Source organism: Gilliamella apicola (assembly GCF_003202915.1).
GTDB classification, from domain to species: domain Bacteria; phylum Pseudomonadota; class Gammaproteobacteria; order Enterobacterales; family Orbaceae; genus Gilliamella; species Gilliamella apicola_Q.
On the sequence record NZ_QGLP01000003.1, the window covers coordinates 60,403 to 84,487 of the forward strand.

At 37.9% G+C, this 24,085-nt stretch carries 22 protein-coding genes and 1 tRNA gene; 3 read left to right on the top strand and 20 right to left on the bottom strand.

Features of this window, described 5'->3' with window-relative positions; all coding sequences use genetic code 11:
- Positions 1 to 32: 32 nt before the first annotated feature.
- From DKK79_RS00445 to tyrA, 20 genes are all read right to left on the bottom strand, one after another.
- On the bottom strand, positions 33 to 848 hold the full coding sequence (locus tag DKK79_RS00445; protein WP_220018954.1) for a VanW family protein: 816 nt from the start codon (positions 846 to 848) through the stop codon (positions 33 to 35).
- A 40-nt stretch (positions 849 to 888) separates the two neighbouring features.
- The gene (locus DKK79_RS00450) at positions 889 to 1,617 is read right to left on the bottom strand and encodes a type 1 glutamine amidotransferase (protein WP_110422413.1); all 729 of its coding nucleotides are present in this window, start codon (positions 1,615 to 1,617) and stop codon (positions 889 to 891) included.
- Positions 1,618 to 1,809: 192 nt separating this feature from the next.
- Positions 1,810 to 1,885, bottom strand: a tRNA-Asn gene (locus DKK79_RS00455).
- A gap of 107 nt (positions 1,886 to 1,992) precedes the next feature.
- Positions 1,993 to 2,583: a YiiX/YebB-like N1pC/P60 family cysteine hydrolase gene (locus tag DKK79_RS00460; protein ID WP_110422414.1), complete on the bottom strand. Its 591-nt coding sequence runs from the start codon at positions 2,581 to 2,583 to the stop codon at positions 1,993 to 1,995.
- Positions 2,553 to 3,137 carry a biotin transporter BioY gene (locus DKK79_RS00465; protein ID WP_110422415.1) on the bottom strand — a complete coding sequence of 195 codons (585 nt, stop codon included), beginning with the start codon at positions 3,135 to 3,137 and terminating at the stop codon, positions 2,553 to 2,555. Before DKK79_RS00465 ends, DKK79_RS00460 begins: the two co-directional genes overlap by 31 nt.
- A 129-nt stretch (positions 3,138 to 3,266) precedes the next feature.
- Positions 3,267 to 3,899, bottom strand: a complete 633-nt coding sequence (locus tag DKK79_RS00470) for an MBL fold metallo-hydrolase (protein WP_034883263.1) — start codon at positions 3,897 to 3,899, stop codon at positions 3,267 to 3,269.
- Positions 3,900 to 3,918: 19 nt separating this feature from the next.
- The gene (locus DKK79_RS00475) at positions 3,919 to 5,301 is read right to left on the bottom strand and encodes an MFS transporter (RefSeq protein WP_110422416.1); all 1,383 of its coding nucleotides are present in this window, start codon (positions 5,299 to 5,301) and stop codon (positions 3,919 to 3,921) included.
- A 106-nt stretch (positions 5,302 to 5,407) separates the two neighbouring features.
- Positions 5,408 to 6,382: a ketopantoate/pantoate/pantothenate transporter PanS gene (gene panS, locus DKK79_RS00480; protein ID WP_110422417.1), complete on the bottom strand. Its 975-nt coding sequence runs from the start codon at positions 6,380 to 6,382 to the stop codon at positions 5,408 to 5,410.
- 43 nt (positions 6,383 to 6,425) lie between these two features.
- Positions 6,426 to 7,232 carry a TatD family hydrolase gene (locus DKK79_RS00485; protein WP_110422418.1) on the bottom strand — a complete coding sequence of 269 codons (807 nt, stop codon included), beginning with the start codon at positions 7,230 to 7,232 and terminating at the stop codon, positions 6,426 to 6,428.
- 8 nt (positions 7,233 to 7,240) lie between these two features.
- Positions 7,241 to 10,444, bottom strand: coding sequence for an exodeoxyribonuclease V subunit gamma (recC, locus tag DKK79_RS00490; RefSeq protein WP_110422419.1), 3,204 nt, complete (start codon positions 10,442 to 10,444; stop codon positions 7,241 to 7,243).
- A gap of 266 nt (positions 10,445 to 10,710) precedes the next feature.
- Positions 10,711 to 11,136: a F0F1 ATP synthase subunit epsilon gene (locus DKK79_RS00495; RefSeq protein ID WP_110422420.1), complete on the bottom strand. Its 426-nt coding sequence runs from the start codon at positions 11,134 to 11,136 to the stop codon at positions 10,711 to 10,713.
- 26 nt (positions 11,137 to 11,162) lie between these two features.
- Positions 11,163 to 12,545, bottom strand: coding sequence for a F0F1 ATP synthase subunit beta (gene atpD / locus DKK79_RS00500; RefSeq protein WP_110422421.1), 1,383 nt, complete (start codon positions 12,543 to 12,545; stop codon positions 11,163 to 11,165).
- Between the two features lie 47 nt (positions 12,546 to 12,592).
- Positions 12,593 to 13,462: a F0F1 ATP synthase subunit gamma gene (gene atpG, locus DKK79_RS00505; RefSeq protein ID WP_034883246.1), complete on the bottom strand. Its 870-nt coding sequence runs from the start codon at positions 13,460 to 13,462 to the stop codon at positions 12,593 to 12,595.
- Positions 13,463 to 13,476: 14 nt separating this feature from the next.
- Positions 13,477 to 15,018: a F0F1 ATP synthase subunit alpha gene (atpA, locus tag DKK79_RS00510; RefSeq protein ID WP_034883245.1), complete on the bottom strand. Its 1,542-nt coding sequence runs from the start codon at positions 15,016 to 15,018 to the stop codon at positions 13,477 to 13,479.
- A gap of 11 nt (positions 15,019 to 15,029) precedes the next feature.
- The gene (gene atpH, locus DKK79_RS00515) at positions 15,030 to 15,563 is read right to left on the bottom strand and encodes a F0F1 ATP synthase subunit delta (RefSeq protein ID WP_110422422.1); all 534 of its coding nucleotides are present in this window, start codon (positions 15,561 to 15,563) and stop codon (positions 15,030 to 15,032) included.
- A 13-nt stretch (positions 15,564 to 15,576) separates the two neighbouring features.
- Positions 15,577 to 16,047, bottom strand: coding sequence for a F0F1 ATP synthase subunit B (gene atpF / locus DKK79_RS00520; protein WP_034883242.1), 471 nt, complete (start codon positions 16,045 to 16,047; stop codon positions 15,577 to 15,579).
- A gap of 24 nt (positions 16,048 to 16,071) precedes the next feature.
- Positions 16,072 to 16,299, bottom strand: a complete 228-nt coding sequence (gene atpE, locus DKK79_RS00525; protein ID WP_375537962.1) for a F0F1 ATP synthase subunit C — start codon at positions 16,297 to 16,299, stop codon at positions 16,072 to 16,074.
- A gap of 36 nt (positions 16,300 to 16,335) precedes the next feature.
- Positions 16,336 to 17,118, bottom strand: a complete 783-nt coding sequence (gene atpB, locus DKK79_RS00530; protein WP_034883240.1) for a F0F1 ATP synthase subunit A — start codon at positions 17,116 to 17,118, stop codon at positions 16,336 to 16,338.
- A 248-nt stretch (positions 17,119 to 17,366) separates the two neighbouring features.
- Entirely contained in the window at positions 17,367 to 18,704 is a 1,338-nt protein-coding gene (gene glmM / locus DKK79_RS00535; protein ID WP_110422423.1) for a phosphoglucosamine mutase, read from the bottom strand.
- A 92-nt stretch (positions 18,705 to 18,796) separates the two neighbouring features.
- Positions 18,797 to 19,918 carry a bifunctional chorismate mutase/prephenate dehydrogenase gene (gene tyrA / locus DKK79_RS00540; RefSeq protein WP_110422424.1) on the bottom strand — a complete coding sequence of 374 codons (1,122 nt, stop codon included), beginning with the start codon at positions 19,916 to 19,918 and terminating at the stop codon, positions 18,797 to 18,799.
- Positions 19,919 to 20,033: 115 nt separating this feature from the next.
- Between tyrA and xthA the strand changes: the two genes are divergently transcribed.
- The 3 genes from xthA (at position 20,034) to DKK79_RS00555 (ending at position 24,083) form a co-directional block, all read left to right on the top strand.
- A complete protein-coding gene (xthA, locus tag DKK79_RS00545; protein ID WP_110422549.1) occupies positions 20,034 to 20,840 on the top strand; it encodes an exodeoxyribonuclease III in 807 nt (268 codons plus the stop codon).
- Between the two features lie 24 nt (positions 20,841 to 20,864).
- A complete protein-coding gene (gene xseA / locus DKK79_RS00550) occupies positions 20,865 to 22,214 on the top strand; it encodes an exodeoxyribonuclease VII large subunit (RefSeq protein ID WP_034883237.1) in 1,350 nt (449 codons plus the stop codon).
- Between the two features lie 198 nt (positions 22,215 to 22,412).
- Positions 22,413 to 24,083: a molecular chaperone HscC gene (locus DKK79_RS00555; protein WP_110422550.1), complete on the top strand. Its 1,671-nt coding sequence runs from the start codon at positions 22,413 to 22,415 to the stop codon at positions 24,081 to 24,083.
- Positions 24,084 to 24,085: the final 2 nt, after the last annotated feature.

Here is a 24,085-nt window from a genome sequence, read left to right on the forward strand (position 1 = left end):
TAAGTTGCAAATTATGGTTTTAATAATAAGTCTTAATCTTGCTGGTTTTTTAAATAAGGGACGTACATCATAATAGCATGATTTTCGCTAATTAGTTTTTCTTCTGTCTGGTTATCGATCATATGAGTTTTTCGTTGCCATATTTTATTATGCCGAGTGTATCCTCCCCACCATTGTTGCTCAATAATATGATCGGTTTCGAATATTTCATAATGGTGCGATAAAGGGGTATCGGCAAGCAGTTCGCCATGTAAATATTCATCATCTAACCACAAATTAAGTCGATATGTCATATTGGTTCGATTAACCAATTGTAAATCAATATAGTTGTAAGATAATGTGGCACCACAAGCAAAGGGAATAGTACGATTAATATCAGGAAACACATCAAAACTATGTCGCCATCGTTCGATAATGGTTAAATCAGAGTGTAATGCAATCCAGTAAATTAAATTACCCAGTTGACATAAACCGCCACCAATATCTTTACCGATTTGTCCATTATGTAGTGAGAGACCTTCTAAAAAACCACGTTTTTTCGATGGCCGGCCCACTTTTTGCCAAATTGAAAATTGTTGATTGGGCTTAATTATTGCACCGTTGATCTGTTCAATAGCTAATCTAAGGTTAGTAATTTTGTTATATTGCAAATACATATCAACATCTTTTAGTTGCCTTAACAATATAGATTGATGTTTTTTATGGGAATAACAGCAAGTATTATTATTCTTATCAATTACGCAATAGGCGTGACGATTGCGCCACCAATCTAACTTACGTTTAAGAATAAAATATTCTTTACCTAGTTTTAATCTTAATTTACTGCGTTTTTGGGGTTTATTTACCATAAGGTTTTGCATACCACAACTATCCTAACCACTAAATTGATTATTTTTTGATTAGTGATAAATAATTAAGGCTTAATTTATCTAAAAAACCAAAAAGCTTCTGATTCATCTCTGAATAGTCGTGGCTGCGAAGTTGATCGGGTGTATCTACAAAACGGAATTTTGCGGCCTCTTTTAGGTCATTTTCAGAGTGAGCAATAAGTTGTTCAACCACCGCAAGGGTTAACTCCATATGGCATTGAAAACCATATACTAATGAACCATAAGCAACGATTTGTCGTGGACAACCTTCGCTATAAGCAATAATTTGTGCCTCTTTAGTTAAACCCGGCATATCATTATGCCAATGACCGACGGCTAAACTATTGCCAAAATCGGCAAATAGGGGATGATTTTGGGCAATTTCAGTTAAGGTGATAGGGAATTTACCGATCTCTTTTTCCGGACTATGGCCATGTGGTGCACCTAATGCTTCACCAATTAATTGCGAACCAAGACAGACGCCGATAACCATTTTTTGCAATTTGATTGCTGATAATATGCTAGCTTGCTCTGCTAGTGAATCAAAATACGGGCACTCTTGTTTGCTAGTAGCTGGCGATTGAGGGCCACCCATGATAATCAACATATCAATTTTATCTATCTTATCGGGAAGTGGTTCCCCAAGATAAATCCGAGAATAGCTGATAGTGTGATGGTGCATTTTTGCCCATTGCTCATAGGCACCTGGTGCTTCGAAATCTTCGTGGATAATAAAATGCACATGCATGGGTAAATCTCCTTTAATCTTATCTATCAGGGCAATCAATGGCATCGAATATGAAAAATTAAGTGCAATGATTATTATGTATCTTTTATTAAGAAATACAATAGTAAAAATTTTAGGCGTTTATTAATTGTAGAGTAGGTAATCGAGGATATAAAAAAATCTGCTTAAGCAGATTTAAAAAAGTCGGAAAGTTGGCTCCTCCAACAGGACTTGAACCTGTGACATACGGATTAACAGTCCGCCGTTCTACCGACTGAACTATGGAGGAACCGAAATGTAGCGCGCATATTATAGACTTAATGGCGCTGTGTCAATAGTTAATTATCTGAAATTGCTTTTTTTGTTCAATTTTTAACTAATTATCGTCATTTGATATTATTTAAGTGTCAGGATTGTCTTAAATAGTTCTTTTTGTCTTAATAACTGTTGTGGGTGTGAGCCGAGTTCACCTTGAGGAATGGAGGCTTTGAGTTTGCGGTAATATTCGATCCAATAAGGAAGAATTTGACCGGTGGCTAAATCGTTAAAATTCATCGGATAGCGTTGAAAATAGTCTTCACCAGATGGGTACTTGAAGGCATAAGTAATTAGTTCACTACAGTAAAAGCCTTCATCATCCTCACGAAAACTATGGTTATAAGGCAACCCTAGGCAGGTTTGAACTCGCGTTAATGCGTTTTTGATGACGGTATCATCACAGATGGTTGCTAGCAGATTATATTGAGCGCTAGCTAAAAAGTCGTTGAGCAGCCGTTGGATTACGCCGTACTTTTGAGTGGCTTCAATGACGATATTATTGCCAATATATAACCCAACATGGCTTATCTGATTGATAATGTCATCAGTGTTGGGTTGAGCACCAGAATGGATAATCGCGGTATTGAATTCGCTTACTTCATTCTGGGATTGGAAAATAATATCGCCAATTTGCATTGTTATTGATGTTTTTTCGCGTGATGGCGCCATAATGAGAACATAACGCAAGTTGCAATAATAAACTTAAGTGCATCCACACCGACAAAAGGCAAGTAGCCTACTTGTAGCGCTTCAATAAGTGAAATATGCAAATAACCCATTAGGTAGAGTACACCAAATACAAATAATAGTTGGTGGGCACAGGCGAAGGCGATTAAGCCAAGAATAAAGCGACGATCGTAACCTTTTTCTGCCGCAAATCCGGCTAAATAGGCACTAAATACATAGCCATATAAATAACCAGATGATGGTGAAGCCAATGCCATAATGCCACCGCTACCATTGGCGAATAGTGGTAATCCCATTGCGCCTAAAAAAAGGTATTGCACGATGGCTAATGCACCTAGTTTACGACCTAAAAAAGCGCCAATTAATAACACGGCTAACGATTGAAGGGTAAATGGTACTGGGTAGGTGGGAATGCTGATATTCGCTGCAAGCCCAAGTAGTAGTGCCGCCCCTGTGGTTGCACACAGTTTGCGTTGCCAGGATGATAAGTTAACTAGTGTGTTGAGGTAAGTTGGATAAAAAGTTGTTAATTTCATTATTTATTTACTACCATTAAAAGATAAACAGTAGTGCCATGATAATACAAAAATTTATAATGTAAACTATTTATGGTTAAAATAGTTTACATAAAAATTCCTTGGTTATCATTTAAATGAATAGCGGTGTTACACTAAGTAAGGATTGGTCATCCGTTCATTACCAAAGCTCGACATCGGCCCATGACCGGGAACAAAGATAAAATCATCCCCCAGAGGAAAAAGTTTATGGGTAATTGATGAGATGAGATCCGCATGATTACCACGAGGAAAGTCGGTTCGTCCAATACTGCTTTTGAATAATACGTCACCAACAAAAGCAATTTTATCTTTAGCATTAATAAATACAATATGACCGGGAGTGTGGCCGGGACAGAATAGAATATCTAAAGTGATATTGCCGACTTTCACTTGTTCACCTTCCTTTAACCAACGATCCGGTAAAAAGCTGTCAATATATGGAAACCCAAATTGCATGCACTGTTGTGGTAAGCTTGACAATAAAAATTCATCTTCTTGGCTAGGACCAAGGATCTCAACATTATAATGTTTCGCTAATTCAATCGCTGCGCCAACATGATCTAAATGGCCATGAGTTAGGAGTATTTGTTTGATGTTAACACCAAGCTTTTCAACTGCTTTTTTAAGTAGTTCAGCTTCGCCACCCGGATCGATAAATGCGGCTTCCTTTGTTTCATCACACCAAATAATGCTACAGTTTTCCTGAAAATGGGTAACTGGAATGATTTGATACTGAAACATAGTGTTTTCTCCTTGTTGCTTAGTGCCGAGCTGTTAAATTTTGCCCATCTTCTTGGTTTAATTGCGCAAAGATTATACTTGATAGCATAGTTACGATGCCTAGTATAACAAAGGTTAATTGAAATGCGTGAATGGTAGTTGTTGAATTGCTAAATAATCTTACTAATACCGCGCCAAAACCAGTACCAAAACTGATGGCTAATTGTTGATTAACAGCCATCAAACTATTGCCACTGCTGGTGCTTTCACCTTGTAAGTTAGCTAACGTTATACTATTCATTGAGGTAAATTGCATAGAATTAACGCCACCAATACAAAATAGCAATACCCCTAATATGGTAAGAGGTGTCGCTAGATTTAATAATGACATGAGAAGGATCAAAATTCCTGCCAAAATAGTATTTGCCACTAGTACAAAACGATAACCTAACCGAGCAAGTACTTTAGTAATAAAGAGTCGGGTAAAAATTGAAGCGATTGCCATCGGCATTAACATCATTCCGGCAAACATCGCCGAATAGCCAAAACCAACTTGTAAAAATAGTGGAATTAGAAAAGGTACCCCTGAAATACCCAAGCGACAGACTAAGTTACCGATAATGCCAATTTTAAAGGTGCGAATAGTAAATAAAGAGAGTGGAAACAGTGGTGTTTGTCTCTTTTTGGCATAGAGGCGATAAATAAATAGAAATATTAAGCTAATAATAGCCAGTGCTAATGGCAAATAATATTGTTGGCCTTGATTTAAACATTCAATACTCAGCGTCGCGCAGACAAAGGTAATAACAATAAAAATAAATCCAAATGAATCAAAAGGCAGACGTTCACCTTTTAGGTTGGGCATATATTTTAAGCTGACAAGCACTCCTAAAATACCAATTGGCAAATTAATCAAAAACACCCAATGCCAACTTACCATATCAACCAGATAACCACCTAGAACCGGCCCGAGTACCGGTCCAATTAGCCCCGGAATGGTTGCGGTATTTAATGCGGCTAAAAACTCATTACGCTTAAATGCCTTAATTAACACCAAACGTGAAACGGGCACCATCATTGAGCCACCAATACCTTGGATTACCCTAGATATATCTAAGAATATTAGGGAATTGGATAAAGCACACAGCAGTGAACCTAATGTAAAAAGCGATACGGCCATGACAAAGATGTTTTTGGTACCAAATTTATCTGATAAATAGCCACTTACCGGAATAAACAGCGCTAAGGTTAACGCATAGCAGATTACCGCTGATTGCATATTTAATGGCGATTCATTAAGATCTTTAGCCATGGTTGGCAGTGCAGTATTTAAAATCGAGGTATCAAGTGATTGCATAAAAAAAGCAAATGCTGCAATCCAAGGTAATATTCGATAGACAAAAGGTGGTAATTCGCTATTCATGTTATTCAGCCTAATATTGATTAATATGCACACACGATGTGCTTAGTGCTAAGTTTATATTCTCTTACCCTTTTATTATTAGGTAAGAGAATTGATGAATGCTAGGTTACGATGAGTGATTATTCGCTTTTTGCTTATTTTTAACCGGTTTTCCTTGCCAATAACCGGCCAATAGTGAGCCTGAAATATTGTGCCAAACAGAAAACACGGCTGCCGGCAGTGCAGATAAGGCTGAAAAATAGGTGTTACCAAGTGTTGCTGCTAATGCAGAATTTTGCATTCCCACTTCTAGTGACATGGTTCGGCAAGTCGATTCATCAAATCCGAACAAACGCCCTCCCCAATAACCACCTAGCAAACCAATACCATTATGGATGATTACCGCAAAAATCACCGTTATCCCCACTTGAGCAATGCGATCATGACTACCTGCAACAACAATGCAAATAATTAATAAAATACATAACATGGATAATAATGGTAAAAAGCGTTCACATTTTTTTACCACCGAATTTAAAAAGTGGTGAACCACTAAGCCTAAAAAAATTGGAATGAGCACAATTTGGATAATATGCACTAACATCTTCCAGACTGGCACTTCAACGGTGGTACCGACCAGTAAAAGCGTAAGAATTGGGGTTACCACAACGCCAACCAGTGTTGATACCGATGAGATGGTGACCGATAACGCGACATCCCCCTTAGCGAGATAAATCATCACATTTGACGCGGTACCGCTAGCGACGCTGCCGACTAAAACCATGCCGACTAATAATTCCGGTCGCATGGTAAATAATTTAGATAAGATTAAAGCAGTCAGTGGCATAACAATATAATGCAGTAGGGTACAAATTATTACCGCTTTGGGTTTGGTGACGACGCGTTTAAAATCATCAATACTTAACGTTACCCCCATAGTAAACATGACAAACATTAATAATTGTGAGGTATATGGACTAACCGGAAGGAAGACGTTAGGTGAAAAATAGGCGACTATCGCGCAAAGAATTGCCCATAATGGAAATAATCGCGTAAGTGAGATAAGGGATTGCACAAAAAGTTGACTATAGGGTTGCGACATAAGTACCACCTTGTGGCTTGATAAATTATTAATTATTATATATTTATCTTTTTATTGGATTTGGAATTTCCATTTTATTGATTCTACTAAATAGCGTCAAGGTATTTGTTAGTATTGTGTCGCGTATTAGCAGAGGATCTTCGCTGCGTAATTGACAAAGGATATTAAAAATATCGACAATGTTTTCCGGTCTATTGATTTGTCCTTGCCGTCCACTTAACGGCATGTCAGGTGCATCGGTTTCTAACACTAAACTTTCGAGAGGTAATTTGGCGATGGTATGACGAGTTTTATTGGCTCTGGCATAACTTATTACCCCACCGACACCTATATAATAGCCTAATTTAATAAACTGCATGGCTTGCTCATAGCTACCAGAAAAACCGTGGACCACGCCACGACACGGCAAATTTGCTTGGTGTAATTCATGATAGATAACATCGTGAGTTTTGCGTGAATGAATTAAGACCGGTAAATCATGACGTTTGGCGATAGCCAATTGCCCTCGAAAAAATGCAAGTTGTTGTTGCCATTCAACAGATTGGTCATAACGATCTAAACCGATTTCGCCAATAGCAATCAGCTTTGTATGGTGAGCACTAACTTCACTTACGATTGCCGTTAATTTTTCAAGATCAGCAGGAGAGTGTTGATAAATAGGGTGCAAGCCAAGTGCCGCATACAGTTCATCATATTGCTCAGTGAGTTGTAAAATTTCGTTAAAATGGTCGGCTAATACCGCAGGAATTATTAGACCGGTAATCTTAGCTTGTCGAATATGGTTGATTGAATTATCTAAATCGGTAACAAAAGCAGGAAAATTAAAATGGCAATGCGTATCAATAAACATAATGCCTCCTATTGTTCGACTTGATGTATTAATATCGGCAGTAAAAAGCGCTGCGCAAAATGGGTTATTTGCTCAATTAATGAATCGTTCAATTCCGGATATAGTCTGGCGTAATAGCTGTCACATTCAGCCGAGTGGAATTGCCCACCTTGCCAAGTATTTAATAATTTGCTGATGGCTTTTTCGCTAGGCTCAATTTCTGCTGTTTTCGGATTATATGCGGTAATTAACCAGCTCCATGCACTTTGTAATGGTATTAACAGCGGTTGATTAATGCCTTGTATATAGCCTTTAACTAAATCGGTCAATATAGTTAAAGCTTGGTTAGCATCAATATGTAAAAAACGCCATTGGTTATCTTCTCGTCCATATAGCCGACTTTGGCTTTCGGTTTTATCCCAATTTAAAATACAGTAAATTAAGTGGTCGATCCATAATGACATACCATCACGAATAGAAAGATTGGCTGGTCGCCAAGTTAAAATTCCATCTTCTTGAATATGGGTTAACCATCCTTGTAATGGATAATGTTGGCCATCTATCGGAATAGTTAAATTCACCTCTAATGTTGACAGATTGGTTCTCTCTTCGAGGATTTTATTGGCTAATGGTTGTAATGATTCGCATAGTTCATCATAAATAATCTCACCAAAAGCACCATCCGGTAATTCACCTGTTAGTGTGAGGCGTTGATAGAAATTATCAGAACCTTGCGACTCTTTGTTGATCATTTCATTTAAAATCTGTAAATTGAGTTGATAGCGTTTTAAGCTATCCAAACTAAAGTTTTCAGCATCGGGCAAGGTTTCATCTAAATAATTGACATAAAAATTAAAGCGTTTTTGTAAAAAGAATCGAATAGAATGTTGATAAAAACGCTTCAATTCATCCAGATTAATACTATCAATAACTATATTGCTAATATCACTGATAAACGATTGGCTAGCCCCTGATTTTAACGCGGCTGGCAACCATTCATCGGCATAACTTTTTGGTTCATTTAAGAAATTTTGTGGATTAAATGGCGTGCGGGTATGCAATGTTCTTAAGCCATCAATTAGCTGAGTTTGTTTATTGTTGTCTATATCAGTAGCATAATACTGCACAATATAATCCCAAAGTTCATCGACTAATACCGACGGGTAACGTTCGCTATCATCTTTCATATCCCGACCAATATAACTGATATAGAGTTGATTTTGTGCTGATAAGATCGCTTCTAAAAATAGATAACGGTCATCAATACGTCGGCTACGATCGCCTCGTCTTGGCTTTTGCGCTATTAAATCAAAATCTAAAGGCAAAGAGGTTCTTGGATAATCACCATCATTCATACCTAACAAGCAAACCAATTTAAACGGAATAGAGCGCATTGGCATCATGGTACAAAAGTTTATTTTACCGACTAAGAATCGATGAGCTAAATGATTTTGTTCCAAGCGAGATTGCATTGCATCATGTAAAATAGTTATCGAGATGCTGTCGGTAAAATTGGCATTTAAACCACTACTGATCAGTTTTTGCCACTCTTCTTGAATCATTAGCAAAATCGACTCGCGCGAAGTATCGCTAACAAAAAAGTCATTGATAAGCTCAATACAGCAACTTTGCCACTCTGATAACGGTTTGTCTTCACTTAAAATAGTTAACCATTTACGCACCGATTTTATAAATTCAGCTAATTGACCGATTAATTCGGCATCTAATCCGGTTGCACCATCATAAGGTAAAATCTGCTGCCAACCACCTTGTTCGCTATTCATGGTATAACCGAGTAATAAGCGCTCAAGGCCAAATAGCCAACTGTGGGCATTTTCTAGACCAAAGCGAATACCAGACTCTATAATCCAAGTATGCAATAAGGTTAGTTGTGGCTCACTTATGGCAAATTTTTCAGCAATGGCGGGAATTTCTAATAGATTAAATAGCTCTTCGGCGGTAAAGCGGCTTGCAGTAAAGTTTAAAATAGCAAAAAATCCTTGCACGATTGGGTCGATGTTGCGGGCCTTTTGATCGGAAATCGTGAACGGTAAATAACGTTGTCCTTCGGCATTGCCAAATACCGACCGAATGTAAGGAACATACTTATCAATATCTGAAACCATGACAATGCAATCACGTAGTTCCAGTGTTGGATCGGCATCGAAGGCCGATAAGAGATAATCATAAAGTACTTCAACTTCACGCTGTTCGCTATGGCAGGCATGAAACGTTATTGATCTATCTGTTTTTTCTACTGAAATTTGGGTTTCATTGGTTTGGTATAGTTCTAAAATATCTTGCTGAATAGCCTGTAATAGACACTGGCGCTTATTATCGACAAAGATATCAATGTCTTGTTTATTATTGAACTCTTGTAATAAAAATAGGTTATCTCGCCCCAATTTCCCCCATGATGTTAGCAGTGGGTTGGGAATATTGTCAGGGCTATTTTGCATATCAGATAACTGTTTTTCAACAATATCACCCCAATACCATTTGCAAGGGTTGTTAAACATTAAGTGGACATCAATATGTTGCCCAAGTGCGGATAATAATGACAGATAGATTGGTGGTAATGAGGTAATACCAAAAATGTAAACCCGCTTCGGTAAATGGTTCAACCGCGAGCGATCAAAATCACTATCTAACATAATATCCAACATCTGTTGATAAATATTGGCACGATGATAAGGTTGACTGATTGAGATGAGTTGACGCCATAATTCTGCTTGCCATTTCTCATCGGGATGATTGTTTAATTCCATTACCGTTTGATTAGCTTCCCATTTGGCAAGCCAATCAGGTCGATAGACTAAATATTGGTCAAATAGTCGAGCTATGCGCGTTGCTAATTGATACTGTTTTCGTTCTTCTTTATCAATATTAAGATAATGTTTGATGGTATCAAATTCAGGTCGCTCAATAATTTTCGGCAATAGATAATACAAACGCCAAGTCATTGATTCGACATTATAACTATTTTCCTGAGGTGAATTAGGTAACAGCGTTTGGTATAACTGCCAGATAAATTGGCTTGGAAAGAGAAAATCAACATTAGCAACAATCCCCAGATCATTGGCTAATTCAATTTGTAACCATTGTGCCATACCTTGGCTTTGCACCATAACCATATCAGGCATAAAAACCTGTTCTAGCGGATCTCTGCGCATTAATTCGCTAACGAGTGATTTGAGTAAATCAACTTGATTTGAATGATAAATGGTGAACATAGTTACATTAATATTAATAGAATTAATCAGATTATCGCTGATTGCTATTAATAAATCTAGCCATGTTTAAATAGTAACTTTTTATAACTAAATAACTATATAAAATACCAATGGTTTATAAAAATTTTGAGGAAAGGGGTTTTTTAGAGGTAAAAATTGTGTCTTTTAGATAGTGATAGTTCAAATAGTCGTTCAGCAAATAATAAAAAAGGCTACAATTTATTAATTTGTAGCCTTTTATTGCCTAGTTTAGTGATCAATAATCCTTATTGACCTAAACGACGAGTTAATTCTATAACTCGTATTTTTGCTAAGGCTTTTGAAAGTTCAGCAGATGCTTGAGCAAAAGACATATCATCGCTAGGATGATTAATGTGTTCTTGTGCTTGTCTTACTGCTTCTTGTGCCCTTGCTTCATCTAAGTCTTCACCACGAATCGCGGTATCAGCTAAGATTGTTACTATAGTAGGTTGAACTTCTAAAATACCACCAGATAGATAGATAAACTCTTCTTGTCCATCGGCTTTTACAATCCCGACCATTCCCGGCTTAATGGTTGTCAGTAACGGAGTGTGACCAGGATAAATCCCAAGTTCACCTTCTCGTCCTGTGACTCTGATTCGCTGAACATCACCTGAAAAAAGGTGAGATTCAGCACTAACAACTTCTAATTGATAGGAAGTTAGTGCCATAATGCTCTCTCCGTTCTATAAATCTCTTAGAGAGATTTCGCTTTCTCAATCGCTTCGTCGATTGAACCAACCATATAAAATGCCTGTTCAGGAATATGGTCATAATCACCGTTCATAATACCTTTAAATGCACTGATGGTGTCTTTTAATGGTACGTATTTACCAGGTGAACCGGTGAACACTTCCGCAACGAAGAATGGTTGAGATAAGAAACGTTGAATTTTACGTGCGCGAGCAACAGTTAATTTATCGTCTTCTGATAATTCATCCATACCAAGAATCGCAATGATATCTTTTAATTCTTGATAACGTTGAAGAATTGACTGTACGCCACGAGCACAATTGTAATGTTCTTGCCCAACAACAAGTGGATCTAATTGACGACTTGTTGAGTCGAGTGGGTCAACCGCAGGGTAAATACCTAATGATGCGATTTGACGACTTAATACGATTGTTGCATCCAAGTGAGCAAAGGTAGTTGCCGGTGATGGGTCAGTTAAGTCATCGGCAGGTACATATACTGCTTGGATTGAGGTAATTGACCCTGTTTTTGTTGAGGTGATACGTTCTTGTAATAACCCCATTTCTTCTGCTAACGTCGGTTGGTAACCTACCGCAGATGGCATACGACCTAATAGCGCAGATACTTCGGTACCGGCTAAGGTATAACGGTAAATATTATCGATAAATAATAGTACGTCTTTACCTTCATCACGGAATTTTTCTGCCATGGTTAAACCAGTTAACGCTACGCGTAAACGGTTTCCTGGTGGCTCATTCATCTGACCATAAACTAACGATACTTTATCCAGTACGTTTGATTCTTTCATTTCATGATAGAAGTCGTTACCTTCACGCGTACGTTCACCTACACCAGTAAATACTGAGTAACCTGAATGCTCGATCGCGATGTTACGAATTAATTCCATCATGTTTACGGTTTTACCAACACCAGCACCACCAAATAGACCTACTTTACCACCTTTGGCAAATGGACAAATTAAGTCGATAACTTTGATACCAGTTTCAAGTAATTCTGTTGAGTTAGCCAACTCTTCGTATGTTGGTGCTGCACGGTGAATCGCCCAACGCTCTTCTTCACCAATTGGACCTGCTTTATCAACAGGATCACCAAGTACGTTCATAATACGGCCAAGTGTTTTTGTTCCCACAGGAACTTCAATGCCGTGACCTGTATTTACTACTTTAAGTCCACGTCTTAAACCATCAGATGAGCCCATTGCAATACAACATACAACGCCACCACCTAATTGTTGCTGAACTTCCAGAACTAATTTTTCAGTGCCAGTTTCCACTTCTAATGCATCATATACCTTTGGTACTGCATCTTCTGGGAATTCGACATCAACCACCGCACCGATGATCTGGACAATCTTTCCAGTAGCCATTTTTATTCCTCTACGTCTTTTTCTTAACTATAAGCCAATATTTAGCATTAACCTGAAACAGCAGCTGCACCAGATACAATATCAATTAATTCATTTGTGATAGCACCTTGACGGGCTTTGTTATACACAATTTGTAATTCATTAATTAAATTTGCACCATTATCTGTTGCTGCTTTCATGGCCACCATTCTTGCTGCTTGTTCACTCGCTAAATTGTCAACCACCGCTTGATAGACTTGTGATTCAATATAGCGACGTAAAATCACATCTAATAATGATTTTGCATCCGGCTCATAAATATAATCCCACGATGAAGCTTTAAGTTCTTTATCTTCTGAAGCTGGTAATGGTAATAATTGCTGTATTGTCGGCTTTTGCGACATGGTATTAATAAATTTATTGGTTACAATATATAATCTATCAATTTTACCGTTGTCATATGCCTCTAGCATTGTTTTTACCGGACCAATTAAATCAGATAAAGTTGGTTCGTCACCTAAATTAGTTACTTGGGTTAAAATATTCGTTTTTACTGAAGAGAAAAACGACACCCCGCGTGAACCAATTAAAGCCACATCGGCTTCAACACCTTTCTCTTGCCATGCTGACATATCAGCAATAACCGTTTTGAAAAGATTGATATTTAATCCACCACATAAACCACGATCGGTCGAAATGATAAGATAGCCAACTCGTTTTACATCCCTTTCTTCTAAGTAGGGATGTTTGGCGCCTATTTGAGCTAACGCTAAATGTCCAATTACTTCACGAATCATTTCTGCATATGGACGGCTAGCGGCCATTCTGTCCTGCGTTTTACGCATTTTAGAATTGGCTACCATTTCCATCGCTTTAGTGATCTTTTGCGTACTTTGGATACTGGCAATTTTCGTTCTAATCTCTTTTGCATTAGCCATTTGTTACCTCACCCTTACCAAGTTTGAGTCGATTTAAAGCTTTCAAGCATTGCTTTTAACTTATTTTCAATCTCATCGTTGTAATTGCCTGTCTCGTCGATTTGTTTAACAAAATCAGCATATTGACTATGGGCATAAGCAAGAAGTGCTGTTTCAAATGATAATACTTTTGCAAGTTCAACATCTTCTAGATAACCACGTTCAGCGGCATAAAGTACAATTGATTGCTCGGCAACAGTCATAGGAGAATATTGCTTTTGTTTGAGTAATTCAGTTACTTTTTCACCGTGGCTTAATTGGTTTCTTGTTGCTTCGTCTAAGTCAGATGCAAATTGTGAGAACGCAGCTAATTCACGATATTGAGCAAGTGCGGTACGAATACCACCAGATAATTTTTTCATTATCTTAGTTTGCGCAGCACCACCAACACGGGAAACCGAAATACCTGGGTTTACCGCTGGGCGAATACCTGAGTTAAATAAGCTGGTTTCAAGGAAGATCTGACCATCAGTAATCGAAATTACGTTAGTTGGTACGAACGCCGAAACGTCACCTGCTTGGGTTTCGATAATTGGTAACGCCGTTAATGAACCAGTTTTACCTTTTACTTCACCTTTAGTAAACTCTTCAACATAAGCTTCGTTAACACGAGCTGCACGTTCAAGTAAACGAGAGTGAAGATAGAATACGTCACCCGGGTAAGCCTCACGTCCAGGTGGACGACGAAGTAATAATGAAATTTGACGATAAGCAACGGCTTGTTTTGATAAATCATCATAAACAATAAGCGCGTCTTGTCCACGGTCACGGAAGTATTCGCCCATTGCACAACCAGCGTATGGCGCTAAGTATTGTAACGCTGCTGATTCAGATGCTGATGCCACCACTACAATGGTATTTTTTAGCGCACCGTGCTCTTCAAGTTTACGCACTACGTTAGCAATAGTAGATTGTTTTTGTCCGATTGCCACATAAATACATTTAACACCAGAATTACGTTGATTAATAATAGCGTCAATTGCTAATGCGGTTTTACCAGTTTGACGGTCACCGATGATAAGTTCACGTTGACCACGACCGATTGGAATCATCGAGTCAACCGCTTTATAACCAGTTTGTAATGCTTGGTCAACAGATTGACGGTCGATAACGCCTGGAGCAACAACTTCGACAGGTGAGAACCCATCATGTTGAATCGAACCTTTACCATCAATTGGTTCACCAAGTGTATTGATAACACGGCCTAATAAACCGTCACCTACTGGTACCTGTAAAATACGACCAGTACATTGCACTTTCATCCCTTCAGATAAGTCTTCGTATGGTCCCATGACCACAGCACCAACAGAATCTCTTTCAAGGTTTAATGCCATTGCATATCGGTTACCAGGTAAAGCAATCATTTCGCCTTGCATTACATCGGTTAATCCGTGGATTCGAAGGATACCATCACTCACTGAGATGATTGTTCCTTCATTGTGAGCATCACTCACAATATTGAACTGAGCTATCCGCTCTTTAATTAGTTCACTTATTTCAGTTGAATTTAGCTGCATTATCAGTCCCCTTAAGACTGTAGAACGTCATTTAGTCGATTTAGACGTCCTCTGATACTACTATCAATAACCATATCGCCCGTACGAATAATAAAACCAGAAATGAGCGATTTATCAATATGACATTTTAGTTTTACTTTTCGTGATAAACGTTTTTCGACAGCGACAGAAATTTTATTAAGTTGTTCATTGGTTAGCTCATTGGCAGAAATTACATCAACGTCTGCTTGCGCTTCTTTATCTAAACAGTATTGCTCAAACAATGTTAACACTTCAGGAAGAAGCGATAAGCGTTTGTTTTCAGCCATAACCTTAATAAAATTAGTGCTATACTCATCAAGTACATCTTTACAGATGTTGATGAGTAAGTTAGCCACTGAATCGGTTTTCATGTCAGATGTTAAAACACTTCTGATTTGAGCATCTTTGCTCACTTCAGCGGTTAACACTAACATTTTATGCCATGATTCGATGCTATTTTTTTCAACAGCAAAGTCGAAAGCGGCTTTAGCATAAGGGCGAGCAATCGTAATTAAGTCAGCCATTGCTCTATTCTCCTTATAGTTCAGCTACGAGTTTATCAATGATGTCGCTGTTAGCGGCTTCATTAACAGAACGTTCAATAATTTTTTCTGCACCGGCAATAGCGAGTGTAGCGACTTGTTGTTTAAGCTCTTCTCTAGCGCGTTTACGCTCAGCTTCAACTTCAGCAAGCCCTTGAGCAACAATCCTTTCTTTTTCACGAGAAGCTTCTTGTTGTGCTTCTTCAAGAATGGCTGCTTTGCGTTTATTCGCTTGCTCAATAATTGCATTAGCCTCAACCTTAGCCTGTTGCATTATGTCAGATGTATTTGCTTTGGCTAATTCCAAATCTTTTTTTGCTGTTTCTGCTGAAGCTAATCCTTCTGCTATCTCTTTTTGGCGTTTTTCAATCGCTCGGATAACTGGAGGCCAAACAAACTTCATACAGAACCAAACAAACAATACAAATGTAATTGCTTGGCCGAGGAGAGTTGCGTTCATATTCATGAGACAATTCCTCTTAAATTATTATTAACCAGCAACAGCAAAAATGATAAATAACGCAATACCTACACAAATCATAGGGATCGCATCAACTAAGCCCATAACGATAAAGAATTGGGTACGTAACATAGGCATTAATTCTGGTTGGCGAGCAGCACCTTCTAAGAATTTACCACCTAATAGACCAATACCAACTGCACCACCGATTGCAGCTAATCCCATCATTAAGCCTGCGGCTACATATAAAATTTCCATTATATACTCCAGTTTATTATCTAAAAAAAGTTAAAATTAATGATCTTCGGTTGTTGAGGCCATCGCTAAATAGACGATAGTCAATACCATAAAAATAAATGCTTGTAAGGTGATTATCAAAATATGGAATATAGCCCATGGTAGTGATAATGCCCATTGTGACCACCAAGGTAATAACGCTGCTATCAAGATGAAGATAAGTTCACCTGCATACATGTTACCAAAGAGTCGTAATCCTAAAGAAACAGGTTTTGCTAATAAGCTAACAAGTTCAAGGATTAGGTTAATTGGCGCAAATGCCCAATGATTAAATGGATGCAAGGTATACTCTTTAATAAACCCTGAAATCCCTTTATATTTGATTGAATAAATGATGATAAGTGCAAAGACACCTAATGACATTGACATAGTAATACTAACGTCAGCTGTCGGAACAACTCTTAAATGCGAAAGACCTAGATATTGTCCTGCGTAAGGTAGGAAATCAACTGGGATCAGATCTAGTAAGTTCATTAAGAACACCCAGATAAACACAGTAAGTGCTAAAGGGGCAATGAGTTTATTTTGACCAGTAAACATGTCTTTAACGGTATTATTTACAAACTCAAAGATCATCTCTACCGCACATTGAAGTTTACTTGGTACGCCACTCGTCGCTTTTCTTGCTACTCGATGGAAGATCCACAAAAAAAGCACACCCATCAAAATTGAGAAGAACAACGAATCAAGATTAAAGGTCCAAAAACCAGAACCGACTTGCAAATTTTCCAGATGGTGTTTTATATAAGCTTGCGGTGAAGCTGGAGAGGAAACTGCCATATAACCCTCTTACCTATTTCTAAAAATGAACACTACAGATTTTGTCTTACTTAAAAGGTACGAACAATCACTGCAATAACCGAAGCTATTATTTTAACCCCAATCACCTATAATAAGTCAACAACTGATTAAAAAAATAAAGAATTTAGACACTTTTTCATAATATTGTGTAAATATTGAAAGTATTACTAAATCAGTCCAATAAAGATATTATTCATCAATAGTCGAATGAATGACGAAAAAATAGGCTAATTTGAAGCTTCAACTGCATTGGCGATTTGTTCCGCTAATTTTTGCACTTCAGATTGATTGCTACCTTCCACCATCACACGGATAAGTGGCTCAGTACCTGATTTACGAATTAAAACACGCCCTTCATTACCAAGTTGCTTTTCTGCGTGTTCAATTGCAGATTTTACCGCTGCATTAGTTAGTGGGTCATGTTTTCCGGCAAAACGGATATTTATTAGTACTTGAGGTAGCATTGTCATGCCACTGCATAAATCGGCTAATGACATATCATTGCGTATCATGGCTGCTAGCACCTGTAACCCAGCAACAATTCCATCACCAGTAGTGGTTTTATCTAGTAATAGAACATGACCTGAATTTTCTGCGCCTAATCGCCAATTTTTTTCAACCAACATTTCAAGTACATAGCGGTCGCCAACTTTTGCTCTTACAAAAGGAATGCCAAGATTTTTAAGGGCGATTTCCAGTCCCATGTTACTCATCAAAGTGCCGACAACGCCGCCTTTAAGCTGACCTTGCCTTAAAGCTTCACGGGCAATGATGTAAATAATTAAATCACCGTCAATTCTATTTCCTTGATGATCAACCATAATAATGCGATCACCATCACCATCGAGGGCAAAGCCTAAATCGGCTTTTTCTTCAAGAACCCGTTTGGTTAATGCTTTTACGTCAGTCGCACCACAATTTTCATTAATATTGACACCATCAGGCTCACAACCAATTTTAATTACTGTCGCACCGAGCTCACGCAGTACTTTTGGGGCGATGTGGTAGGTGGCACCATTGGCACAATCTACCACAATTTTTAAACCTGCTAGACTTAAATCATGATCAAAAGTACTTTTGCAAAATTCGATATAGCGACCAGCGGCATCAGTGATTCGGCTTGCACGGCCAAGTTGTTTTGATTCAACACAATCAATCTGTTTTTCGAGTTGTGCTTCGATTTCTAACTCAATAGCATCATCGAGTTTGCGGCCTTCAGTTGAGAAAAATTTAATACCATTGTCATAAAAAGGATTGTGGGATGCAGAAATAACCACACCCGCATCAGCGCGAAATGTACGAGTTAGATAAGCAATGGCCGGCGTTGGCATTGGACCAGTAAAAGCGGCGGCAACACCAGCCGAGGCAAATCCGGCTTCTAATGCTGATTCAAGCATATAACCTGAAATACGGGTATCTTTACCGATGAGGACTTTTTTAACACCATCTTTAGCTAGTACTCGCCCAACGGCCCAACCTAATTTGAGCGCAAAATCAGGAGTAATAGGATACTCTCCAACTTTTCCACGAATACCATCTGTACCAAAATATTTCCGATTAGACATGTTATTTCCTCATACTGAAATTTTTTATTTAACCAATTGCCAGTTTTATAATGTTAATTTTTTATTTTATAAAAAATGCAAGCTAAGTAAACTTATTCTCGATTGTCATTAGCAAATTTTAATAGCACTTGGCTCTCTTTAATAAAACGCTCGGCATAACGACCAAACCATTTGGTTACTTGATTGAAATTCTCAATGAATTTGGTTTTATCTCTTTGTTCAATTAATTTAACCATTTGTCCAAAACATTCGTAATAGCGTTTAATTAATTCAATATTATCATCTGACGCCATAATGATATCTGCGTAAAGGACCGGATCTTGAGCAAACAAGCGACCAACCATCATTAACTCCAAGCGATAAATAGGTGAAGAGAGGGTAATTAATTGTTCTAGATCTGCGTGTTCTCGTTGTAAATTTACACCATAGGAAAACGAAGTAAAATGGCGTAATGCTTGGATAAACGACATACATTTATCATGCTCTTTGGCATCAATTGCACATAAATTAGCCCCCCAAATCCGCATCTGTTCAATTAACCATTGGTATTGTTCAGGGTATCGACCTTGACAGTAAACAATAACTTGTTTGGCTAAATTTGGCACATCGGGACCAAACATCGGGTGCAAGCCAACCACAGGACCGGTATGTTTAGCCAACATCGCTTGTAAAGGTTTAACTTTGATTGAAGTAAAATCAGTTAAAATACAATCTTTAGGTAATGGCGGCAATTGTTGAATAATTTCACATGTTTTGTTGATCGGTACTGTAACAATAACGGCAGCAGCATCAGCAACGACTTCGGCTGCTTGATGCATGGTTTTTGAACCCAAGGTTTTGACTGTATAACCTGACAGGGTAAATAGTCGGGCAAATAGTCTACCCATTTGTCCATTACCACCAATGATGACAATCGATCCTTTGCCAGTGTAAACCTTTTTAAAACCTTTGTCGTTTTCACTTATATAAGATTCACGCATTAAGCGGCGTAAAATATCTTCAATTAACGCTGATGAAATGCCTAAATTTTCAGCTTCTTGTTTGCGTTTAGCTATCATATCCGCTTCACGTTTAGGATCGTAAATCGGAATTCCATGCTCGCTTTTCACTTCCCCAACTTGGGCGACTAATGCTAATCGTTGATTAATTAAAGATAAAATTGATTGATCAACTTCATCAATTTTATCGCGCAATGCAAGTAATTCCTTTGACATATTCGGTTATCTCTTTATCACAAGTTATAGCTTTTACTGTAATTGCTTAACAGTATAACGTATTTTTGGTAGCATGGGTCAATTGCAAAATTAAATCAAATACAATAAATTTATGATTAAAGTTATCTCATTTAATATTAATAGTCTACGCGCTAGAATCCATCAATTAGCCGCTATAATTGATAAGCATCAACCTGATATAATTGGTTTACAAGAGACTAAAGTTCACAATGATCAATTTCCAGTTGAGGAACTTGCACAGTTTGGTTATCACTTACATTATCACGGTCAAAAAGGGCATTATGGCGTAGCATTATTGACTAAGCAAAAACCATTATCGGTACAATGTGGTTTTCCGACCGATGAGGAAGGAGCACAATGTCGATTAATTTTAGCAGAGTTGCCAACTAGCCAAGGTAATTTAATGGTTATTAATGGCTATTTTCCCCAAGGTGAAAGTTTACATCATGAAATTAAATATCCGGCTAAACGTAAATTTTATCAAGATTTAATCGGGTATATACAATCTCAACAACTTAATAGTCAATTATCACTTATTATTGGCGATATGAATATATGCCCAACGGATTTAGATATTGGTATTACGGAAGATAGTCGCAAACGATGGTTAAGAACAGGTAAATGTTCATTTTTGCCGGAAGAGCGCGAATGGATAAATAATTTAATGGCATTGGGTTATACCGATACTTATCGCCATGCTAACCCAGATTCACAAAGATATTCTTGGTTTGATTATCGTTCGAAAGGCTTTGTTAGCGAAACCGGATTAAGAATTGATTTAATACTAGCTAGCCAAAAGCTTATGCAATATTGTGGCCAAACCGGTATCGATTACGATATTCGTGGGATGGAAAAACCTTCAGATCATGCGCCAATTTGGGCTCAATTTGACTTAGATTAATCTTTTTACCATAAGGATAATAGTATGCAAAGCAACTCGATTTTATCGGTCAAAGATCTTAACCAAATCGTTAAAGATTTGCTTTTTGATGCTATTGGACAAATTTGGTTAGTAGGTGAAATTTCAAATTTTTCTCGCCCAGCTTCAGGCCATTGGTATTTCACTTTGAAAGATGAAGTTGCTCAAGTGCGTTGTGCCATGTTTCGTAATAGCAATTTTCGTACTGGATTTACCCCGCAAAATGGACAACAAGTGTTAGTTAATGCTTCGGTAACACTTTATGAAGCCCGTGGTGACTATCAATTAGTTATTAATCAATTACAACCAGCTGGCGCGGGCTTGTTACAACAAAAATTTGAACAGTTAAAACACAAACTGTCAGAAGAAGGATTATTTGATGAGGTTTATAAAAAGGCGTTGCCTGATAATATTCGTACAGTCGGTATTATTACCTCATCAACAGGTGCTGCGCTACATGATATCTGTCAAATATTAAACCGACGCGATCCAAGTTTACGGGTGATTATCTATCCAACGCAGGTACAAGGTAGCGAAGCACCAGCCCAAATAGCCAGAATGATCCAAATTGCTAATGTTCGCCAAGAATGTGATGTATTAATTGTCGGTCGCGGCGGTGGTTCAATTGAAGATCTTTGGGCATTTAATGAAGAAGTTGTAGCAAGGGCTATTTTTGCTAGCCAGTTACCGATTGTTAGTGCTGTTGGTCATGAAGTTGATTTTACCATTGCTGATTTTGTTGCGGATGTACGTGCAGCTACACCATCGGCCGCAGCTGAGTTGGTTAGTCGTGATAAATTAGAACAGGTAAAAAGTTTACAAGTTCAAGAGCAATATTTGTGTATGGCGGTTGATTATTATTTAATGCGTCGACGAGAATTTTTAAATAAGCGTTATCAGCGATTACAAGCACAGCACCCACAAGCAAAATTAGCAAAACAATTAAATCGTTTATTAACTGGTCGTCATGCCTTATTTGAAAATATTCAGCAATACTTATTAAGGCAATCTTATCGCCATAATCTACTTGATAAACGTTTGGTCGCTATTTCACCACAACATAAAATTATTTATTATGGGCAAAGGCTTGAACAAAAACAGCAACAACTGCTTAATTTGATGCAAAAAAGGCTGACGGATGCGAAGCATCAATTTGTACTAAAAACATCTCAGCTCAATAGTGTAAGTCCACTAGCAACATTAGATAGAGGCTACTCAGTAACCACTGATCAGCAACAAAAAGTAATACGCAGTGTTGAACAGGTATCGGTTGGTGATTTTATTTTAACGCAATTGAAAGCGGGTAAATTAATTAGTCAAATTGTTGAGATTGATAAAAAGGCTAATTCACAATAGTTGTGTTTAAGTTTGAGAAATTAACTCCTGATAATTTAATCGGAAATTAGCATTTTATTTAGCTATTTTCTTTTTATTAATAATCTACATTTTTAATAAAATTTAGTACTCGAAATTGGATAAAATTGCACCTTAAATAATATTAAGGATATAATGTCCAAAAAATTTATAAAAAAATATTAAGAGAATAAAGTGGTTATGCATCCTCCAATAGGTATTGATTTAGGTACTACCAATAGTTTAATTTGTGTTTGGCAAAATGGTCAATCAACGCTTATTCCCAACGCTATCGGCGAAGTGGTTACACCATCGGTTGTCAGCATTGATGAAGATAATTCTATTTTAGTCGGTCATGCTGCTTTATCCCGTTTGACCACACATCCAAGTCGTAGTGCTGCGGCATTTAAACGGTTTTTAGGATCGAGTAAAGTGTTTACGTTAGGTGATCAAAAATTTACTCCAACCGAGCTTTCGGCCTTAGTTTTAAAATCACTAAAAGCGGATGCAGAAGCTTTCTTAAAACAAGAAATTCGTGATGTGGTGATTTCAGTTCCCGCTTATTTTAATGATGAGCAACGTAAACAGACTCGCTTTGCTGCCGAGCTTGCGGGATTAAATGCGGTACGTCTAATTAATGAGCCAACTGCAGCTTCAATGGCGTATGGATTACATGAAGAACAATCAGGGAATACCTTAGTTTTTGACTTAGGTGGTGGCACTTTCGATGTGACCGTACTGGAATACGCCATGCCTATCATTGAGGTACATGCATCAGCCGGTGACAACTACTTAGGTGGTGAAGATTTTACCCATGAAATTGTTAAGGCATGCCTAAGCGAATGGCAGCTGAAACAAGAAGATATTCCAGTTGATGACTATGCGCGTTTATTAGATTTGGCTGAACAGTTAAAGTGTAAGCTAAGTGGTGAACAGATGCATAATTTGACTTGGTTCTGGCAAGACAAGCAATGGCAATTTTCATTAAACGAAGTAAGAGCTAAATCAATTTGGTTACCTTTGCTTAATCGATTACGAGCACCTGTTGAACAGGCATTAAGTGATGCTCGCTTAAAAGCTAATGAACTTGAACATATTGTCTTAGTTGGCGGTTCATCACAATTGGGTGTGGTTCGTGAGTTAGTGACAAAGTTATTTGGTAAACTCCCTTATCGTCACATCAATCCAACGACTATTGTGGCACAAGGTGCCGCCGTTCAGGCTGCTTGTCGTTTGCGTGATGCTGATGTTGAAGAGGTTATTTTAACCGATGTCTGTCCATATACACTGGGAATTGAAAGTTGTTCTAACAATATTAATGGCTTGTTCTCACCGATTATTGAACGCAATACGGTTGTACCAACTTCAAAAGTAAAAACGTTTTATACTTCAAGCCCACAGCAGAAAAATATCATACTTTCGGTTTATCAGGGTGAAAATCCTCGAGTTGAAAATAACGTTCTAATTGATGAATTTGAAGTGCCATTAACTCCTATGGAAAAAATTCAAGGGATTGATGTTCGCTTTAGTTATGATTTAAATGGATTGCTTGAAGTTGATGTTGTGTTATTGGAAACCGGTGTATTGCATGGCAAAGTGATTGATCATAGCCCGATAGGATTAACCGATAAACAAAAGCAAGAAAGCCATGACAGATTAGCTGCACTTAAAATTCACCCGCGTGATGAAATGCCTAATCGAACTTTATTAGCACGATTAGAGCGAGCATGGGCTCAGGCATTAGGTGATGAACGACTACTCATCGGCTCGTATATCCAAGCTTTTATGGAAGTCTTAGAACAGCAAAATCCAGAAGAAATCGAGCAAATACGTAGTGAAATAGAGGTAAATCTTAGCGAGCTTAATCGATAAGT

Coding starts and splice junctions, on each gene's coding strand:
- DKK79_RS00445 (WP_220018954.1), bottom strand. CDS start 848: ATGGTAAATAAACCCCAAAAACGCAGTAAATTAAGATTAAAACTAGGT.
- DKK79_RS00450 (WP_110422413.1), bottom strand. CDS start 1,617: ATGCATGTGCATTTTATTATCCACGAAGATTTCGAAGCACCAGGTGCC.
- DKK79_RS00460 (WP_110422414.1), bottom strand. CDS start 2,583: ATGGCGCCATCACGCGAAAAAACATCAATAACAATGCAAATTGGCGAT.
- DKK79_RS00465 (WP_110422415.1), bottom strand. CDS start 3,137: ATGAAATTAACAACTTTTTATCCAACTTACCTCAACACACTAGTTAAC.
- DKK79_RS00470 (WP_034883263.1), bottom strand. CDS start 3,899: ATGTTTCAGTATCAAATCATTCCAGTTACCCATTTTCAGGAAAACTGT.
- DKK79_RS00475 (WP_110422416.1), bottom strand. CDS start 5,301: ATGAATAGCGAATTACCACCTTTTGTCTATCGAATATTACCTTGGATT.
- panS (WP_110422417.1), bottom strand. CDS start 6,382: ATGTCGCAACCCTATAGTCAACTTTTTGTGCAATCCCTTATCTCACTT.
- DKK79_RS00485 (WP_110422418.1), bottom strand. CDS start 7,232: ATGTTTATTGATACGCATTGCCATTTTAATTTTCCTGCTTTTGTTACC.
- recC (WP_110422419.1), bottom strand. CDS start 10,444: ATGTTCACCATTTATCATTCAAATCAAGTTGATTTACTCAAATCACTC.
- DKK79_RS00495 (WP_110422420.1), bottom strand. CDS start 11,136: ATGGCACTAACTTCCTATCAATTAGAAGTTGTTAGTGCTGAATCTCAC.
- atpD (WP_110422421.1), bottom strand. CDS start 12,545: ATGGCTACTGGAAAGATTGTCCAGATCATCGGTGCGGTGGTTGATGTC.
- atpG (WP_034883246.1), bottom strand. CDS start 13,462: ATGGCTAATGCAAAAGAGATTAGAACGAAAATTGCCAGTATCCAAAGT.
- atpA (WP_034883245.1), bottom strand. CDS start 15,018: ATGCAGCTAAATTCAACTGAAATAAGTGAACTAATTAAAGAGCGGATA.
- atpH (WP_110422422.1), bottom strand. CDS start 15,563: ATGGCTGACTTAATTACGATTGCTCGCCCTTATGCTAAAGCCGCTTTC.
- atpF (WP_034883242.1), bottom strand. CDS start 16,047: ATGAATATGAACGCAACTCTCCTCGGCCAAGCAATTACATTTGTATTG.
- atpE (WP_375537962.1), bottom strand. CDS start 16,299: ATGGAAATTTTATATGTAGCCGCAGGCTTAATGATGGGATTAGCTGCA.
- atpB (WP_034883240.1), bottom strand. CDS start 17,118: ATGGCAGTTTCCTCTCCAGCTTCACCGCAAGCTTATATAAAACACCAT.
- glmM (WP_110422423.1), bottom strand. CDS start 18,704: ATGTCTAATCGGAAATATTTTGGTACAGATGGTATTCGTGGAAAAGTT.
- tyrA (WP_110422424.1), bottom strand. CDS start 19,918: ATGTCAAAGGAATTACTTGCATTGCGCGATAAAATTGATGAAGTTGAT.
- xseA (WP_034883237.1), top strand. CDS start 20,865: ATGCAAAGCAACTCGATTTTATCGGTCAAAGATCTTAACCAAATCGTT.
- DKK79_RS00555 (WP_110422550.1), top strand. CDS start 22,413: ATGCATCCTCCAATAGGTATTGATTTAGGTACTACCAATAGTTTAATT.